The following is a 16,400-nucleotide window of genomic DNA, read 5'->3' as shown; positions in this document are numbered from 1 at the left end:
ACTCGTGGGTTAACCTGAGCACTCTTTACGCGATTGTTCGGGCGGCGATCGTTGCATTTTCAGGGGGAGTTCTTTTGATGGGCACGATGTCATGAGTACGGTTCGTTTCCAGCGGAAAGCTCGGCGTGAAGTGCCGAGATCGCCCGGGGGCGAGGTCACTCTGCAGCCGCCGCCCGAGATACCACGGACCACCCCCGGCAACCTGCTGATGAAGATGCTGCCGATCGTCATGGTTGTCGCCATGGTCGGCATGATGGCGCTGCTGTTCACCTCCGGCGGGTTCGGCGCCAACCCGATGAGCATGCTGTTTCCCGCGATGATGGTCTTCTCGATGGTGGGCATGTTCGCTGGTCAAGGCCGTGGCGGCGCGAAGCCCGCGGAGGCGAACGAGGACCGCAAAGACTATCTGCGCTACCTGGATCAGCTACGCAGCGACGTCTACGAAACCGGCGACCAGCAGCGCACCGCGCTGGCCTGGAGTCACCCGGATCCCCAGTTGGTGTGGACCCTGGCAGGCACCAGCCGGATGTGGGAACGCCGCATCACCGATCAGGACTACTGTCACGTGCGCGTCGGCAGGGGCAGCCAGCGCTTGGCGACCCGGCTGATCGCACCCGAAACGGGGCCTGTCGAAGAGCTGGAACCCGTTGCGGCGGTGTCGTTGCGGCGGTTCGTCCGCGCACATTCGGTGGTGCAGGATCTGCCGACCGCGGTGTCGCTGCGCGGGTTCGCTGCCATCTCCCTCGACGGCGATCGCGAAGCCACTCGGGCGCTTGTTCGCTCGATGCTGGTGCAGCTGTGCACGTTCCACGGTCCGGATCAGCTGCAACTTGCGATCGTGTGCGGACCGGACACCGCGCCCAAGTGGGAGTGGGCCAAGTGGCTTCCGCACGCACAGCATCCCGACGCGGTGGACGGAGTCGGCAGCCAGCGGATGGTCTACGGCTCGATCCTGGAACTGAACGCGGCGCTCGGAGCGCAGTTGCTCATGCGGAACAAGTACTCGCGCAGTGCGCCACCGCAGACAGGCGTCGCGCAGATCGTGGTTGTTGTCGACGGCGGTCTGCTCGATTCCGATCGGGAATCGGACATCATCACCGACGGCGGCGTCGATTCGGTGACGGTGCTGGACCTGAGCAACTATTGCGCTCGGCTCGCGGCGACTCGTGGCCTGCAGTTGGTGATCGAGAACGGTGAGATCGGCGCGCGTAGCGGCATCGGCATCGAGACCTTCGCGACCGCAGACCAGATGAGTGCGAATCAGGCGCAGATGGTGGCCCGCCGCCTCGCGCCGTATCGGGCGCCGTCGCACCGTGCCGACGACAAGACCGACGACGGCAAGACCATCTCCGGTTGGAGCCAGCTGCTTGGGCTCGGCGACGTGGGCGCATTCAACCCTGAGCACGCTTGGCGGCCGCGGTACGGCCGAGACCGCTTGCGGGTGCCGTTCGGGCTCGCAGCGGATGGCAGTCCGGTAGAACTCGACCTCAAGGAAGCCGCGGAGAACGGCATGGGCCCGCACGGCCTGTGCATCGGCGCGACGGGCTCGGGGAAGTCGGAGTTCCTTCGCACCCTGGTGCTGGGCCTGCTGGCCACGCACTCGCCGGAACAGCTCAACCTGGTACTGGTCGACTTCAAGGGCGGCGCGACGTTCCTCGGTCTGGACAGTGCACCGCACGTTGCCGCCGTCATCACCAACCTCGCCGAAGAGCTGGCGATGGTCGATCGTATGAAGGACGCGCTCGCGGGTGAGATGAACCGCAGGCAGGAGTTGCTCCGTGCGGCAGGCAACTTCGCCAACGTCGCCGACTACGAGAAGGCTCGTGCCGCCGGAGCCGATCTCGATCCGCTTCCCGCCCTGTTCATCGTGGTCGACGAGTTTTCTGAACTGCTCAGCCAGCAGCCGGAATTCGCGGACCTCTTCGTTGCCATCGGCCGACTCGGCCGCTCGTTGCACATGCACCTGTTGCTGGCATCGCAGCGCCTCGACGAGGGCAAGCTACGCGGGCTGGACAGCCACCTGTCCTACCGTATCGGCCTGAAGACGTTCTCCGCCAACGAGTCCCGCACCGTGCTCGGCGTTCCCGACGCGTATCACCTACCGGGCACTCCTGGTGCGGGCTACTTGAAATCGGATGCGTCGGAGATTCAACGGTTCCAGGGCGCCTACGTCTCCGGTCCGTACGTTGGCGGCGGTTCGCGCGACGTCACGGTGATCGACGACGACCGCGTCGACCTGCGATCGCGTGCGTTCACCGCGCGCCTCGTCGCCCTCGACCCGGTCAAGAGCACGCGCATGCCGGTACTGATGCCGGAACCCACCGACGACGGCGAGGGTCCGACGATTCTGCAGACGGTGGTCGAACGCATCCACGGACGCGGGCTGCCCGCGCACGAGGTGTGGCTGCCGCCGTTGGACGAGGCGTCGACGCTGGATCAACTGCTACCGAGGTCTGTGCTCACCGAGCCGACGGCACCGATGGCGACGCTGCGAGCGCCCATCGGCATCATCGACCGCCCCTACGACCAGCGGCGCGATCCGCTTGTCATCGATCTGTCGGGCGCAAAAGGCAACGCGGCGATCGTCGGCGGTCCGCAGTCGGGCAAGTCGACGGCGTTGCGCACGCTGATCATGTCGATGTCGATGACTCACTCGGCGCAGCAGGTGCAGTTCTACTGCATCGACTTCGGTGGCGGTACCCTCGCAGGACTCTCGGGCCTCCCGCATGTCGGTTCGGTGGCGAGTCGCCTTGATCCGGACGGGGTCCGCCGGACCGTTGCCGAGATGGTGTCGATCGTCCGCATGCGTGAGCAGCGGTTCCGTCAGCTCGGCGTCGAATCGATGGCCGAATTCCGCAGGCTCCGGGCCTCGGATCCGCGCAGCAGTCCGGGCGCTGCCGGCGTTGCCGACGATCCGTTCGGCGACGCGTTCCTGGTGATCGACGGGTTCGGCACCATTCGCCAGGAATTCGACGCGCTCGAGCAGGAGATCGCCAACCTCGCGACGCAGGGTCTTTCGTTCGGTGTGCACGTGATCATCGGCGCATCGCGCTGGGGCGAGATTCGGCCTGCGCTGAAAGATCAGCTCGGCACCCGACTGGAGTTGCGACTCGGCGATCCGGCCGATTCGGAGCTCGGCCGCCGTACCGCCGTTCTCGTCCCGGAAGGTCGGCCCGGTCGCGGTATGACCAAGGACGGTCTGCACCTGTTGATCGGGTTGCCGCGGGTGGACGGGGTCTCGGATCCCGCAGGCCTCGGCGTCGGTGTCGCCGAAGCGGTTGCTGCCGTTTCGGCGGCATCGCGTGGTCGCCCGGCGCCGCGAGTCCGCATGCTGCCCGAGCGCCTCGATCGCGACGAGTTGCTGCGCTCCGCAGGAAACTGGCCGTCCCGCCTCGATCCGTCGGTGAAGAATCGGATGATCCCGATCGGACTCGACGAGGCGGAGCTCGCTCCGACGTTCCTGAACTTCGCCGATCAGCCGCATTTCCTGATCTTCGGCGACACCGAGTGCGGCAAGTCGACGCTGCTGCGCGGGATCTGCGAGGGAATCGTTGCCTCGAATGCGCCTGAGCAGGCCAAGCTGATCATCGGCGACTACCGGCGCACCATGCTCGGCGTCGTCGAGTCGGATCACCTGGCGAGTTACGCACCTTCGGAGGCGGTGCTTTCCGCAAACATGGTCGAGCTGGCAAGCATCCTGCGCGGGCGTATGCCTGGACCGGCCATCACTCAGCAGGAGATTCGAGAGCAGTCGTGGTGGAACGGACCGGACATCTTTGTGGTCGTCGACGACTACGACCTGGTGGCCAGCAACATGGGCAATCCGCTGTCCGTGATCCTCGAGTTCATTCCGCATGCCAAGGACATCGGGCTCCACGTGATCATCGCGCGCCGATCCGGCGGTGCGTCGCGAGCTCTGTACGAACCAGTCATCTCGAGGATTCGCGATCTTGGCTCAGGTGGGTTGGTCATGAGCGGCAGTCGCGACGAAGGCAACCTGATCGGTGCCGTCAAGGGAAATCCGATGCCGCCGGGCCGCGGCACCTTGGTGACGCGGGCGCGCACCGGGTTGATCCAGACTGCGTGGATGCCACCGCTGTGACCTCGCCGGTCGTTGTGGCCCTGACGAATTCGGGCATCCTCGCCCGGTATCGGGGTGCGGAATGGCGTGCCGACGGCACCGAAGCCGGACCGCTCGCGCTCACCGCGTTCGATCTCATCGACGACGATCACGTCGCGATCGGCGGTGGCGCCGTCCCGGTGCCCGACGCGGTGGCCGACGTGCTGCGGTCGGCGATGGCGGGAGTCGGAGCACCCACGCCCGCCGACCTGCTGGTGCTGCCGTACCCGACGCGGTGGGGCACGGCTCGGCGAGAAGCGTTGGTAGCGGCCGTACATCGGGTTGCCCGTGAAGCGGTCGTCGTGCAGACCGCCGTCGCGATCGCCGATGCCGGTGACGTGCAGGCCGCCCGCGTCGTGGTCGTCGAGTGCACCTCGCTGTCGTTGACGGCCAGCTACGTCGTCGCCCAACCAGGCGGCTGTCGAGTGGTGGCGTGCGAATACGAGCCGAACGTCGGCGGCGGATACGACGGCAGCGCAGGCGCAATCGCGACTCTCGCCGTTGCGGTGGCTGACCACAGGACGGTCGATGCCGTTGTGGTGTGGGGGCCGTGCGATATCGAGGGTGTCGGTGCCGCCGTGACGGGACGGTTCGCGGGAACACCACCGACCGTCGCGGCCGTCGACGAACGCGTTGTCCTTCGGAACATGGAACGGCAATACACGCCGGTGGCCGTCCCGCCCGTGCTGCGGACGCCGACGGCGACGTGGCTGGAACCGACACTGCGCGAGCGCCGTTCGAAGCATTCACGCCCGCGGACGGCAGTGCTGGCGGGAGCGGGGGTGCTCGCGATCGCGCTGGTGGCAGGAGCGATCGGCTTGCTGCGCTCCGGCGATGGTGCGCCGCAGACAGTCGTCACAACAACGGCGCAGCCGATCATCGCGGCTTCCGCGCCTGCGGTGCCGACCTCGTCCACACCGACGACGACCACCGCTGCCCAGATCACGGAAATCGATGCGGGTCGTGTGCACCTGGAATTGCCTGCGCAGTGGCATGAACGCACCCGACCGGACGCGGCGGACACCACGCCGCCGCGCGATTCTCGACTCGAACTCGTGCCGAACGGTGGAGCGGACCGCCGCATCATTGTGATGCAGAACACACTCAGGGAAGGTGTCGGATACGACGCGGTTGCCGCAACATTGGCAAGGAAAATCGCCGATCCGGCGAAGCGTGGGGTGTTCGGCGACCTCCAACGGGGCGCGCTGTTCGGGGGCCGCGACGGCTTGGCCTACCAGGAATCTCCAGATGGAAGCTCGCAGGTGAAATGGCATGTCGTTGTCGAGAACGACATGCAGGTCAGCATCGGCTGCCAGTTCTTGACCGACGAGTGGGACGCGATTGCGGGGGATTGTGAGCGGGTTGTGCGCGGCATGACTGTCGACCCATGACCCACACCCGGCGACGATCTCGAGAAACTTCCATATTGATGGAACCGATTGGGCGCAATCATGCGTCCAATCAAATGAAGGGGTGAACAGCCGATTCCCGCGGGGGGGTCGTCTCCACCATTACGTAGCGAAGGAGAGGGAATGTCCAAAGTTGTCAGCGATGTTGCCGCAATGCAGGCATCGGCCACCCATGTGGACCTGATTCATGATGAGCTGAGCAAGGTGATGCAAGCGATCGATTCAGAGGTGCACGCGGCCGATTGGAAGGGCTCCGCTGCGATCGCGATGGTGGCACTCAACGCTCGCTACACGGATGCGATGGCGAAGCTCAATCAGTCGCTTTCGGAGATCGCCCAGAACATTCGCGCCAACGGCAAGGGCTACAGCGACGCCGAACAGTCGAACGAGGACCTGGTGAAACAACTCCAGGGCGCAATTCCATCGGGCGTTCCCAGCCTCGGCATCAACAGCTAGTCAGATCCCCAACAAACGAGAAAGGACGCCACCATGTCGATGACTTACAACTTCGCGTCGATTTCAGCGCTTGCTGATGCACTCAACGGTCAGTCTTCGCAGATCAGCGCCCGGCACGACGAACTGCAGAACTACGTCAACGGGCTGAAGGCCTCGTGGGATGGCAACGCGCAGAATGCATTCGCAGATGTGCAGCGCCGATGGGACGAGGCGCAGTTCGAAATGAACGATGTTCTGCGCCAGATTTCCGCGACCGCGCGTAACGCGGGCGAGGACATGCACAACACCGAAAACCGCGCTGCCAGCTCGTGGTGAGTCGGTAACAACCACAGAAATGCCCCGGTAGAAGTAGAGCTGGGCGGTTTCAAGGGGTCGAGGCAACACTGCTGTTGGTTGGCGGTGATTAGATCACGCATACGCTCGGCTGGGGTATCCCAGCCGAGTGTTTTGCGTGGCGGCCGTTGAGTTCCTGGGCGACATGTTCGAGCTCTTCTGGTCCGTAGATGCTGAGGTCGCTGCTCTTCGGGAAGTACTGCCGGAGCAGCCCCTTGGTGTTCTCGTTGCTCCCGCGCTGCCACGGGCTGCCCGGATCGCAGAATTAGACGGTTCATGTCGGTGGCCATGCTGACCTGCTTGTGGCGGGCCATCTCCGCGCCTTGATCCCAGGTCAACGACCCGCGAAGGTGTGCTGGGAGCTCGTTCACGGCCGCGATGAGCGCATCCCGTACCGATTCGGCATCGTGGCTGTTCGGGAGATGGAGCAGCATTGCGTTTGCGTCTCGTGCGTCCCGTTCGGAGTGCTTGTCGCACTTCACGTTTCAGCCCGCCGTGGGCTTGGAAGTAGAGGGCCTGGTAGACCGTTTCGGGGTGATCCCGTCGGAGGAGGTGCGAGATCTGCTCCGGTGAGAACTTTCGTGACAACCCTTCCTCGACCGCTGCCCGCAGGACCGCGTTCACCACCAGTTTGGACTGCTTCGGCCGTGCCCGAGCCGCAGCGGCCACCCGATCGGCCCGAAACGGCAGGTACCGCCCGCCGATGCTGCACTCGCGGATCTCTCGCGAGACGGTCGAGACGTTCTTCCCGATCCGATCCTCGATCGAAAGGTACCGAGCGCGGGTCGGGCGGCATCATCGCAGATCACACTGGTCACAGAAGCTTTGTAGACCGGTCCGGTGCTGTAGTCCACGACCCGCCGTCCGGGTGGATCCGCGTGTTGCGGGCTCAATCGAGAGTGTTGCGACGATCATGTGAACCCGCCAGCTTCCGGGGTATTTCTCTGTCTGGCGTCGAGCGCGTGATCGTGCCCCTTGACGGAGTTGGCTAATTGAATTAGCTTTAAGCTATCCAAATTAGCTATAATTCATCGGAGAGACTCATGACAGAGCAGCTGACCATCGACGGCAACACCATCGCGTACGACGTGAGCGGCGAGGGCCCCCTGGTCGTCCTCGCTCACGGTATCGGCGACAGCCGCCACTCGTATCGCTTCCTCGCCCCCGCTCTGGCCGCCAAGGGCTACCGGGTCGCGAACGTGGACATTCGCGGCTGCGGCGACTCCAGCCTGGGATGGGACGGATACAGCCGCACCGACATCGCAGGCGATCTGGTCGCCCTGATCCGCCACCTCGGTGGGCCTGCGGTGATCATCGGCCAGTCGATCAGTGGCGGTGCCGCGACCATCGCCGCCGCCACCGCGCCGGATCAGGTAACCGGTGTCATCGAGCTCGCCCCGTTCACCCGCGCACAATCGTTTTCCGTCGGTGCACTGCTGTCGGACAAGCGCTACCGAACCGGGAACATGCGCTTGATCGCAACCATGATCATGGGAAGCCTGTCGAGCTGGCAGAAGTATCTCGACCTGGCCTACCCGACCAAGCCCGCCGACTGGGCCGCGGAATCGGCTCGCATCGATGCGAAGCTCCGCGAGCCGGGCCGGATGAAGGCGCTGCAGGCGATGTGCAAGTCGCAGCCCACCGATGCAGGCGCGCAGCTGGGCAACGTCGAATGCCCGGTCCTGGTAGTCGAGGGCAGTGCCGACCCCGACTGGGCCGATCCTCGTGCCGAGGGCGAAAAGATCGTCGCCGACCTTCCAGCAGGTCTTGGTGAGTTGGTGGTTCTCGACGGGGTCGGCCACTATCCGCACGCGCAGGTCCCCGACGAGGTTGTTGCGCTGACCTTGCCTTTCCTCGCCAAGACTCTTACCGGTGCCTAGGGCAGGGCTGGTCGCAGCCTCGGTCACCGAGGCTGGTGCCGAGTTGGTCGACGAGGTCGGAGTCGCTGCCCTCAGCATGGGGATGCTGGCGCAGCGACTCGGGGTCAAGACTCCCTCGCTCTACAAACATGTCGATGGCCTGGACGATCTCAAGCACCGGATCGCCGTTCTAGCCGCGATCGAACTCGGCGATGCGGTGCGCGATGCCACGCAGGGTCGCGCAGGCAGAGACTCTCTCGTCGCCGCCGCACAAGCCATGCGTACCTACGTCCAGCAACACCCCGGTCGCTACGCTGCGGGAAACCTGGCCCGAGTGATCGGGGCCGACGACCCGCTCGCCCCGGCGATCGACCGCATGCTCGACTCGTTCTCGGCGGCACTGCACGGATACCAGCTCGATCCCAACGTCCAGATCCACGCATTGCGCATGCTGCGCAGCCTGCTGCACGGCTTCGCGACGCTCGAATCCATGGGTGGGTTCCAGCTCGATACCAACGTCGACGACAGCTTTTCCTGGATGGTCGACCTCGTCGACCACGGTCTGCAGGCTGCTGCACCGCTGACCGTCGAGCGCGCGGCTACTTGATCCGGTTCGACAACAGCGGCACCAACTTGTCGATCATCACGCCCTGCGATCGATCGCTCCAATTGCGAAAGGCGACAACGGTTGCCGGATCGTCGATGGCGATGACCTTCGCCCGCGTGCTGGAGATCTCGACGGGCAAGCCACGGAGGCCGCCGCCACCGGCCTGATCGTCGGAACGGAACACCAACACGATGTCGGACTTCAGATCGATGAGCGAGGTGGCGTCGAGATCGAGCGGACGCGGCGACGGCTCGCCGCTGGAGTTCGCATACTGCAGGTTGTAGGTGAATCCGATGTCCTGCAAGAAGTTTGCTTGCGAAGAGCCGCCGAGCTGTACGTCGACCTTCTCGGCCAGCGTGGTTCCGTCGAAGTCGAATGCGGTGAGGGTCTTGCCTTCGAACTGGGGGTTGTCCTTACGGATCTGGTCCACCGAGGACGCCGCCGATGTGGAGGTCTCTGCAGCGGCATTCGCGTCGGACGAGTTGTCGCCGTTGCGAGTGACGCCCCAGATCACCAGCCCGGCGATGAGGACCGTGACGCACGCGGTCGCCGTTGCCGCAATCCATTTCCCGCGACCCGAGCTCGGTGGGCGGCGCTTGACCGTCGTCGCGTTCTCGGAGTAATCGGGGCCGGCGGCTGCCGGAGGTGTGTAGGTCGGTGCGTAGTGCGCGACGGGCGGAAAGTCTGCGGCCTTGCTGCCCGGCCGCAGCGCGGCGGCCGCGGCGTCGGACAGTTCGCGACACGACCCGTAGCGGGCGGCAGGATCCTTTGCCATCGCCTTCGCGATCACGTTGTCGATGGCCGGTGGCAATCCGCGATGGGTGACGCTCGGACGCGGCGGCGGCTCGTGCAGATGGCCCATCATCACCACAGCAGGCAGCTGTGACGGGAACGGGTTCTGGCCGGTGAGCAGCTTGTAGAGCGAGCATCCGAGGCTGTAGATGTCGGCGCGGTGGTCCAACGGTGAGCCCGAAAGCTGTTCTGGCGGTGCGTAAGCCATGGTGGCGAGGATGCTGCCGGTCTGCGTCAGCTCCTGCTTGTCGTCGGTGGTCTTCGCAACGCCGAAGTCGGTCAGCAATACGCGTTCTTCGCCGTCGCTGTCGGAGAGCAGAAAGTTCGCGGGCTTGATATCGCGATGCAGCAACCCGCGCCGATGCGCGTAGTCGAGCCCCTTGCCTACTTCGGAGATGATGCGCAGACTGCGATCCGGCGGCATGACCGTCGGACCCTTCTTTACTTCGGCTCCGGCGTCGGTGCCCGGAATGTATTGCATCGCGATCCAGAGTTGGCCGTCCTCTTCGCCGCGGTTGTAGACCGAGACGATGTTCGGATGGTCCAGTCCGGCTGCGAGATTGGCCTCACGTTCGAAGCGCGCCCGGAACTCGTCGTCCGACGACAGGTCGCCGCTGAGAATCTTCAACGCATCGGTTCGGGGCAGGACCGGATGCTGGGCGAGGTAGACGGTGCCCATTCCGCCCGCACCGAGCACCCGCTGAATTCGGTACCCGCCGACCATCGATCCCGGTCTCAACGGCATCGGCCGGTACCTCCCTTTCACAACCTCACGCATGCGCTCGCCGAGCGCGACGATCTACTGCGAGTTGACCAGAAGTGCGTACTGAGCTGCAGCCTTCTGATACACGTCCTGCTGCTGGGCGCTCCGCACGAATGCGAAGTATCGGTCGTACGTTAGCGAACATACGAATCGCGATTCGGGATCGGGGGGTAGGGTGCCGGCCTGTAACTTGGCGAGTTTTCGTTCCTGGCATTGAGCATCGGCCATCTCCGGCGGCGACTGGATGGGCTTGTAGTCGTCACTGAAATCTCGCACCGTCATGGTTTGCAATGTCTGCGCACCATTCTTGTCACGGGTCCGATACACGGTGCCATTGGAGAGGGACACTTTGTCGGTTCCGGTTTTCTCGTACTCTTTTCGATCACGTTCTACGTCGGGCGAGAGGTGTAATACTCCGCGCGGCTCGTATACGGCATCGAGGTTGATGCTGAACTGTTCGTTCGCTGCGAACGGGAGCGTCCGGCCGCGCAACAGGTCCGGATCGAGCGGAATCGATGCGATCTTGTCGGCGGGTGTGGGTGTGCTCACGTCCAACAAAGGAAATTCGATATCGAAAGCTTTGGTGATGATGGACGAAACTGTCGGAATGTCATCGTTTTTCGCTTCCGCGCTCACGTACACGACGTAGGGACCGTGTGCCTGCCAGGAATCCATTGTGGGATGTTCACCCGGTGTCCAGTGCGACTTCGCTTCGGGGTACTTCTCTAGCTGAAGCGGCGTGAGATCGCCTTTCACCCACTCGAAATGGCTCTCGGTCACCCACTCAGTGTGCGCTTGCTCGAGTTCTGTGGAAGCAGAGCGCGCGGACACATCGTCAGGAAACCGCAGCACCGTGTTGCGGACCGTGAGGGAAGGATTTTTGGTCGTATCGCCGCGTACGACCGAGTACCCACCGATCAGGTTGTGGTCGCTAGCGGGCTTTGCCAGCTTATCGGTACCAGGGAGCGTGCCACCTGCGGTATAGAACGACACCGCTGAGGCGTCTCGGACGATCCCGCTGGGCTGGAACAAGGTTTTCAGGCGCGCATCGATGTCGAACGGGTCGGCAACGTAGTTTGCAATCCGCTTCGATTCGACCTGGGCGCCTTCCCGCTGGTCTCCTGCGTTGCCGAAACGGTGGATCAGCCGAGTCGGGTAGTTGCCGAAGTCGAGTTTGTTGAGATCGATATTTGCCGACTGTGGCACGGCAGAGCCGTCGATCCCGGCTGAACATGCGGTCACGGTTAGCAATGTTGAGGCAATCACGGCGATGGAAGCCGTTCGAATTTTGGTTCCTGCGTACATGATTTTACTGAAGCCTCGCGTTTGATGTCTATTGAGAGTTGGCCAGCAATGCGTATTGCGCAGCAGCCTTCTGCTGAACGTCCACTTCCTGTGCGCTGTTGACGACGACGACGAACCGTCGGTAGCGGACGATGCAGTTGTAAGGCTTCTCGTCGAGTGGGCTGGGGTTGGTCAGGCTGATGCATTTCACGTCGGGCACGCCGGATGGCGGCGTGGACTCGCTGTTCCGGTCTAAATTGGCCGCCACGATGTCATCGACGTAGGTTTTGGCGGCCTCGTCGTCACGGGTGCGGGCGAGGATCGAACCCTGGAGCATCGCAACCGCATCGACACCGGTCTTCTCGAAGCGCTGAGACGTCTCGCTCTTCGCGCCGGCAAGGAGTAAATATCCGCGGTCCGTATAAACAACGGCGTCGTTGACGTCCGGAGTGCCGATCGGTGCCGGGTACTGCATAACCACGCGGGTCAGCAGATCGTCGGGATCGGCCACGAGGTCGTTCATCTTGTCGACTGGCGTCGGACTGAACTCGTCCAGCCGCGGGATCTGCTTGTCGAGGACTTTCTCGATCGAATCACTCAACGAGTGCTGATCTGGGCTTCGTTGTTCGGTGTAAATATTGATCACAAACGGTCCGTGCGCCGACGTGGAAGCCATGGACGGCACGGTGGGTCGCCAGTGGCTGTGCGCGTCCGGGTGGTTGTCGATCTTCACAGAGACGTTCTCATTGTTGCGCGCGGCGTCGACTGCATCGATTTCTCGGGCAGCATCGCTCGCGGCGGTGTCGCTCGGAAACCGGAAAACCGAAACGGTAATCACACTTTGCTTGCCGGGCAGAGGCTTACTCGTCGAGGGCGGCGCAACGTCACCTACCGAGACGGCGAACCCCGCAATGAGGCCGTACTTTTCGACGGTTGGCTTGTTACATTCGCGAGAAGATCGATCGCGCTGTCCGAGTCGGTGATCATCTTCGCGCCCCAGCCGAACTTCAGTGCCGGATCAGCTTCGAAGGGATCCACCACTGCGTCGGCCATCCGGGCCGATTCGATGGCCGCAAAATGCGATGGAATGCTGTATTCCCCCATGATCGCGGGCTCGGTCACGTAGTTGCCCACGTCCAGCTTGCGAACGTCGATCTCGCTCGGCCCCGCCTTGCCGGTCACCGGCGACGAGCAGGCGGAACTCATGCTCAGAGCCGCTCCCAGCGCTATCACCAGCGTCATTCGCGCACGCGTCGACCGATGCTTGTTCTGCACCATAAATCCCCCTCGTCCCCTCAAACGTGCTCAGAATCTACCGCAGGACCCCGACGGTAGGCTTTGCCCGTGCACAACAGTGGCCCTCGCATCGAGGTGATTCCCGGTCGGCATCTGGTCGGATGCACCGCAAACTCCGTGGTCGTCGTCTCGAATCGGGGCGAGGATGAGTTGAATTCCGGGTCGTCGACCGCGGCGGATCTCGCTGCCCTGCTTGACCTGGTTCGCGACGCTGTCGCTCGTGACGGCGCACAGCCGGCAAAGCTGGTCGCCCGCGCTGCCACCGAGTGGGCGATTGCGCGCGGCGACGACGTCGATTTCGGCGTGCTGGTACCGGCAGGCGACGGCATTGGCGTGTTTCTGCGTGGTGCGGTCACCGCTGTGCTTCCCGAAGGCGAACCCCTGCGCGGGAGCGACGCCGGATTCACGGTGGATCGCGTTGTTCGCGGACCGCTTCGCGCGATCGGGTTGTTCGTCGACGACGCGAAGCCGGCGATACCCGCGGAGCAAGGCGTTTCGGCGGTGGCGGAGGGCGTACTGCCGGGATCCGGCGCCGTCCTATGGTTCACGCCGCCCATCGCAGCAGCGCCGCCCGTCGAAGCATCGGACACCAGGCTCGATCGGACCGAGTTGGCGGCGAGCGCCGGTGCCAGAGTCAGAGGATTCGTCTGTCCCGCAGGACATTTGAACGATCCGCGCTCCCCGATGTGCGCCGCCTGCGGTCAATCGGTGGATCGGACGTCGCAATCGCTGATCGAGGGGATTCGGCCACCGCTGGGAGCCTTGCTGCTCGACGACGGCACCTCCTACCCGCTCGGTGCGGACTGTGTGATCGGCCGTGACCCGGCACGATCGGAGCCTGCCCAGCGCGGCCTCGTCCCCATTCGGGTCGATGATTCGTCCGGCGGGATCTCCCGCGCGCACTCGGAAATTCACCTCGTGGACTGGGACGTCATCGTCGTCGACCGAGGATCGACCAACGGGACTCATGTTCGGATGCCCGGTCAGCAGGACTGGCATCCGGTGGGCGCACAACGCCGCGTCGCGATCGGTCGTGGGACCGAAATCATGATCGGAAGCCGGGTATTCCGGCTGGTCGGGGTCAACGGCTGAGATAGGCGGGCGTGCGACCGGAGCCGACACACCGGTCGAATAGGATCCGCTGCTATGACTGCACGGGGGAAGAACACGATCACGGTCCGCCATGCCGGCGTCGACCGGATTTTCGACGGTCGAGAGCCGATCGCCATCGGTCGCGCGCCGGGGGTCGCGTTGTTCGTCGACAGCGCGCTGGTGTCGCGCGTCCATGCCGAGGTGACGTGGCAAGACGGCTGGGTCCTCTCGGACAACGGGAGCACCAACGGCGTGTTTCTCGACGGACGTCGCCTTGCGCAGCCGATTCGGTTGGACCGCGCGACCCAGATCCGCCTCGGCGACCCGACAACCGGACCGATCGTCGCGCTGATTCCGCAGCAGGCGTCCGCCCCGCAGGCTCCGACACCGCAGGTGCCGCGGCCCGAGCTGACGATGAAGGCGAACACGTCGCAGCTGCCGCCGGTTCGCCAACGGGCGGCCAGTGCACCGATCAGCAGCGGCATGCGGATTCCGACCGGCGGATTGTCGATCGGGCGTACCAGCGAGAACTCGATCGTCGTCCCCGATGTGCTGGCGTCGAGGCGGCACGCGCGGCTGCTGCCGAACACCGACGGACTGGTTCTCGAAGACCTCGGCAGCGTCAACGGGACATTCGTCAACGGTGCTCGGATCGACAAGTCGCTGCTGCGTGAGGGTGACATCGTCACGATCGGCAACGTCGATTTCGTCGTCGCCGACGGCACCCTGCAGTTCCGGCAGCGCGCGACCGCGGCCTCGGGTTTGAGCCTGCACAACATCGACTTCGTCGTCGAGGGCAACAAGCAGCTGCTGGTCGACGTGTCGATGGCGGCGGGGCCCGGATCGCTGACCGCGATGATCGGCCCCTCCGGCGCCGGAAAGTCCACTCTCGCAAAGCTGGTCGCCGGCTCGACAACGCCGTCGGGTGGTGCCGTGACCTTCGAAGGCCGCAATCTGCATGCCGAGTATCAGGCGTTGCGGAGTCGAATCGGCATGGTTCCGCAGGACGATGTGCTGCATCGTCAGCTGACCGTCCGGCAGGCCCTGCGGTATGCCGCCGAACTGCGGTTGCCGCCGGACACCACCACCGCCGACCGCGATCAGGTGATCGCAGGCGTGCTGGGGGAGTTGTCGCTCACCGAGCACGCCGACACCCGCGTGGACCGGCTCTCCGGTGGCCAGCGCAAGCGCGCCTCGGTCGCGTTGGAACTGCTGACCGGCCCGTCGTTGCTGATCCTCGACGAGCCGACGTCGGGGCTCGATCCCGCGCTCGACCGCCAGGTCATGGTGATGCTGCGTCAGCTTGCCGACGCGGGCCGCGTCGTCATCGTCGTCACACACTCGTTGACCCACCTGGACATGTGCGATCAGGTCCTGTTGTTGGCGCCTGGCGGTAAGACCGCCTACTGCGGACATCCCGCCGGCGTCGGCGCGGCAATGGGGAGCACGGACTGGGCGGAGATCTTCACGCGCGTCGCCGCCGACCCCGACGGTGTGTTCGCCGCCTTCCGGGCGCGCAACACCCAGCGGCAGGTACCGCCACTTCCGGCGCCCGCCTACGGTCCACCCGGTGCGCCTGCGCACACCAGCACCGGCAAGCAGATCTCGACGGTCGCGCGCCGCCAGTTGCGGTTGATCATCGCCGATCGTGGCTATCTCACGTTCTTGGTTGCGCTGCCGTTCGTGCTCGGTGTGCTGTCGCTCGTGGTGCCGGGTAAAGCGGGTTTCGGGCTTGCCGGAGCCGATGCGCCGACCGAGGCGGGCCAGATCATGGTGCTGCTGATTCTCGGTGCGTGCTTCATGGGATCGTCGCTGTCGGTTCGCGACCTGGTCGGTGAGCGAACGATCTATCACCGCGAGCGCGCAGTCGGATTGTTGCCTACCGCATACCTTTTCGCGAAGGTGATCGTGTTCTGCCTGGCGGCGGTCGTGCAATCGGCGGTGCTGGTGGCGATCGTGCTCGTCGGCAAGAGCGCACCGGGTGCGGGCGCGGTGCTGCCGAGCGGGAGCGTCGAGCTGTTCGTCGACATCGCGTTGACGGCGTGCTGCTGTGTGATGGTGGGCCTGGCGCTGTCCGCCGTCGCGAAGTCCAGCGAACAGGTGATGCCCTTGCTGGTGGTGACGATCATGGCGCAGCTGGTGATGTGCGGCGGCCTGATCCCGGTCACCGGGCGTGCGGTCCTTGACCAACTCTCCTGGCTGTTCCCGGCCCGTTGGGGCTACGCCGCGGGTGCGTCGACCATCGACGTTCGCACCAACGTGCTTACCGCACAAGCAGATTCGCTCTGGCAGCACAGCGCAGGCATCTGGCTGCTGGATGTGGTGATGCTGATTGTGGTCGGTTCGGTTCTTGCCTTGGTGACCCTGCGCAAGCTCGCGTTGAAGTAGC

11 protein-coding genes and 2 pseudogenes are annotated in these 16,400 nt (G+C 64.5%); 8 read left to right on the top strand and 5 right to left on the bottom strand.

Annotation, left to right across the window (positions count from 1 at the left end; translation table 11 throughout):
- Positions 1–91 precede the first annotated feature (91 nt).
- The 4 genes from eccCa to FOY51_RS18230 all read left to right on the top strand — a co-directional run bounded on the left by eccCa (position 92) and on the right by FOY51_RS18230 (position 6,300).
- On the top strand, positions 92–4,102 hold the full coding sequence (eccCa, locus tag FOY51_RS18245) for a type VII secretion protein EccCa (RefSeq protein ID WP_149431695.1): 4,011 nt from the start codon (positions 92–94) through the stop codon (positions 4,100–4,102).
- Positions 4,084–5,511 carry a type VII secretion-associated protein gene (locus tag FOY51_RS18240; protein WP_149431694.1) on the top strand — a complete coding sequence of 476 codons (1,428 nt, stop codon included), beginning with the start codon at positions 4,084–4,086 and terminating at the stop codon, positions 5,509–5,511. Before eccCa ends, FOY51_RS18240 begins: the two co-directional genes overlap by 19 nt.
- 141 nt (positions 5,512–5,652) lie before the next feature.
- Positions 5,653–5,985: a WXG100 family type VII secretion target gene (locus tag FOY51_RS18235; RefSeq protein WP_149431693.1), complete on the top strand. Its 333-nt coding sequence runs from the start codon at positions 5,653–5,655 to the stop codon at positions 5,983–5,985.
- Between the two features lie 33 nt (positions 5,986–6,018).
- Positions 6,019–6,300, top strand: a complete 282-nt coding sequence (locus FOY51_RS18230; protein ID WP_149431692.1) for a WXG100 family type VII secretion target — start codon at positions 6,019–6,021, stop codon at positions 6,298–6,300.
- 83 nt (positions 6,301–6,383) lie between these two features.
- On the opposite strand, the pseudogene FOY51_RS27655 reads toward FOY51_RS18230, so the two are convergent.
- A pseudogene (locus tag FOY51_RS27655) lies at positions 6,384–6,930 on the bottom strand (IS30 family transposase); the annotation flags it as partial.
- A 431-nt stretch (positions 6,931–7,361) separates the two neighbouring features.
- On the opposite strand from FOY51_RS27655, the gene FOY51_RS18220 reads away from it, so the two are divergent.
- Together FOY51_RS18220 and FOY51_RS18215 are read left to right on the top strand one after the other, a co-directional pair.
- Complete coding sequence (locus FOY51_RS18220; RefSeq protein WP_149431691.1) at positions 7,362–8,198, top strand: alpha/beta fold hydrolase; 837 nt, start codon at positions 7,362–7,364, stop codon at positions 8,196–8,198.
- On the top strand, positions 8,191–8,784 hold the full coding sequence (locus tag FOY51_RS18215) for a TetR/AcrR family transcriptional regulator (protein ID WP_149431690.1): 594 nt from the start codon (positions 8,191–8,193) through the stop codon (positions 8,782–8,784). Before FOY51_RS18220 ends, FOY51_RS18215 begins: the two co-directional genes overlap by 8 nt.
- On the opposite strand, the gene FOY51_RS18210 is transcribed toward FOY51_RS18215, so the two are convergent.
- The 4 genes and pseudogenes from FOY51_RS18210 to FOY51_RS28190 all read right to left on the bottom strand — a co-directional run.
- Positions 8,777–10,321 carry a serine/threonine-protein kinase gene (locus tag FOY51_RS18210; RefSeq protein ID WP_149431689.1) on the bottom strand — a complete coding sequence of 515 codons (1,545 nt, stop codon included), beginning with the start codon at positions 10,319–10,321 and terminating at the stop codon, positions 8,777–8,779. The genes FOY51_RS18215 and FOY51_RS18210 overlap by 8 nt on opposite strands.
- 54 nt (positions 10,322–10,375) lie before the next feature.
- Complete coding sequence (locus FOY51_RS18205; RefSeq protein WP_149431688.1) at positions 10,376–11,644, bottom strand: DUF7373 family lipoprotein; 1,269 nt, start codon at positions 11,642–11,644, stop codon at positions 10,376–10,378.
- Positions 11,645–11,672: 28 nt separating this feature from the next.
- The gene (locus FOY51_RS28195) at positions 11,673–12,146 is read right to left on the bottom strand and encodes a DUF7373 family lipoprotein (RefSeq protein ID WP_442862203.1); all 474 of its coding nucleotides are present in this window, start codon (positions 12,144–12,146) and stop codon (positions 11,673–11,675) included.
- A 48-nt stretch (positions 12,147–12,194) separates the two neighbouring features.
- Positions 12,195–12,676 (bottom strand): annotated as a pseudogene (locus FOY51_RS28190) (DUF7373 family lipoprotein); the annotation flags it as partial.
- A 291-nt stretch (positions 12,677–12,967) separates the two neighbouring features.
- On the opposite strand from FOY51_RS28190, the gene FOY51_RS18190 reads away from it, so the two are divergent.
- Together FOY51_RS18190 and FOY51_RS18185 are read left to right on the top strand one after the other, a co-directional pair.
- Positions 12,968–14,011, top strand: coding sequence for an FHA domain-containing protein (locus tag FOY51_RS18190; RefSeq protein ID WP_149431685.1), 1,044 nt, complete (start codon positions 12,968–12,970; stop codon positions 14,009–14,011).
- Between the two features lie 54 nt (positions 14,012–14,065).
- Positions 14,066–16,399, top strand: a complete 2,334-nt coding sequence (locus FOY51_RS18185; protein ID WP_149431684.1) for an FHA domain-containing protein — start codon at positions 14,066–14,068, stop codon at positions 16,397–16,399.
- Position 16,400 lies beyond the last annotated feature (1 nt).

Source organism: Antrihabitans cavernicola, assembly GCF_008297975.1.
Classification (GTDB): domain Bacteria; phylum Actinomycetota; class Actinomycetes; order Mycobacteriales; family Mycobacteriaceae; genus Antrihabitans; species Antrihabitans cavernicola.
Note: the sequence above shows the minus strand (reverse complement) of the source record. Positions and strands in the feature narration are given on the sequence as shown.